At 66.3% G+C, this 1,540-nt stretch carries 1 protein-coding gene and 1 pseudogene; both read right to left on the reverse strand.

Annotation, left to right across the window (positions count from 1 at the left end):
* Positions 1-946: pseudogene (locus OC534_RS19245) on the reverse strand (autotransporter outer membrane beta-barrel domain-containing protein); the annotation flags it as partial.
* A gap of 409 nt (positions 947-1,355) precedes the next feature.
* Positions 1,356-1,540, reverse strand: a 185-nt coding sequence (locus OC534_RS19250; RefSeq protein WP_262071557.1) for an autotransporter outer membrane beta-barrel domain-containing protein, incomplete at its 5' end; no start/stop codon positions are given.

Here is a 1,540-nt window from a genome sequence, read left to right on the forward strand (position 1 = left end):
TGGCGTCGAGCTGCAGCCGGCCGACGTTGCTGTCGCCGGTGAGCATCCAGGTGCTGTGGGTGCCGATGTCGGCGCGGCTGACGTTGATGAAGCGACCGTCGATGCGCGCGTTGTTGCGCAGCGTGACGTCCAGCGTGCCGTTCATGGTGCGGGTATCGAAGGTGACATTGCCACCAAGGCGTGCATCGTCGACGGTGAAGTCCACGTCGATGCGACCGGCATCCACGCTGCCGTCGCGCGTCTGCATCAGCAGCAGATTGCCGTCGCCGGCGATGAGCTGCGCGCCGTTGGCAATCACGATCTCGGCGCTGTTTTCAACTCCATGCATGGATGCCACGTTTATCGCGGCGCCCCGGCCGGACTGCACGGTGGCATTGTCGATGCGCAGGCGCAGCGGGTCTGCGGCCTCCACACGCGAGAACAGCTGCACCCCGATGTTGTCCGCCTCGATCCGTGCCCCGTTGACGATGTCGACCTGGCCAGCCGTCATCCGCACACCGAGCCCACTGTTGATTCCGCCGGTGGAGTCTTCGACGCGGACGCGGGTCGAATCCAGAATGACGCGTGCGCCGTGGCTCGGGTCGGTACTGGTGATATCCACGCCCACGCTGAGGCCGGTGGGATCCAGGCCATCGGCACGGGTCACCAGAACGGCGCTGTTGACCAGATGTGCCGAGCTGTTGCCAGACAGGTGCACGCTCCCGCCGCGGAACGTGCTCGAGGTTGCTTCCAGCACGGCCGTGTCCCGCAGCCTCACCACGTCCTGTTCGTCGTCGTTCACCTGGGCGGCGGCACCTTGCATCTGCACGCGCGAATTCTGGGAGGCATCGATGGAGCGGGTACCCGCTCCGTCGACGATAAGCTGCGCGCCGTTCAGGAGGGTCCATTCCTCAATGCTGCTGTCTGGATTCAATACCAGCGTCTCGCCATCGAGGACCTCGGACATGGCGCCGTGGGGCAGCGAAACCAGTGCGAACGCCACAGCACAGGCAAGGGAGCGCACGGCAGGCCGCTTGGAGGGTGTTCCAGTCATCGTAGTGATCTCGTCAGTGGGAAACCGTGGCCGCGCACGTCAGGTGATTGCCGCGCCCCGGCGGTGCGCCTCCCGGCGTCACCTTCCTGAAGGGGGGAGGGCGACGTGAGGGCGGTCGGGTGGCGTGCGGCACGTGTCAGCGAGGACGCGCAGTGTCGCGGTGATATGCGACGCGACCCATGCAAGAAGTTGCAGATACGCCGCGCCTGTCGGTACATGCATTGGGTGTTCAGGTGGCCGACGATGGTGGGCCGCCGGAAGCAGAAAAGGACGCCGGGCAGTGCCCGGCGTCCTCATCTCCGTCCGCCGCTGTCACGACCCTTTACCAGGCGTAGGACATCCCCAGCTGCGCACTGGCTTCGCGGTAGCCGCTGTCGCCACGCATCAGGCCCAGCCCACCCCAGGCCGAAACGCCCGGGCGGAATGCAACCTTGGCACCGGCGCTGAGCGCATAGCGGTTGCGCGGCGTGCTGGCGCGCATCGCTTCATCGTCGAAGGCGATGCCGT

This window comes from Stenotrophomonas sp. Marseille-Q5258 (genome assembly GCF_946900935.1).
GTDB classification, from domain to species: Bacteria; Pseudomonadota; Gammaproteobacteria; order Xanthomonadales; family Xanthomonadaceae; genus Stenotrophomonas; species Stenotrophomonas nematodicola.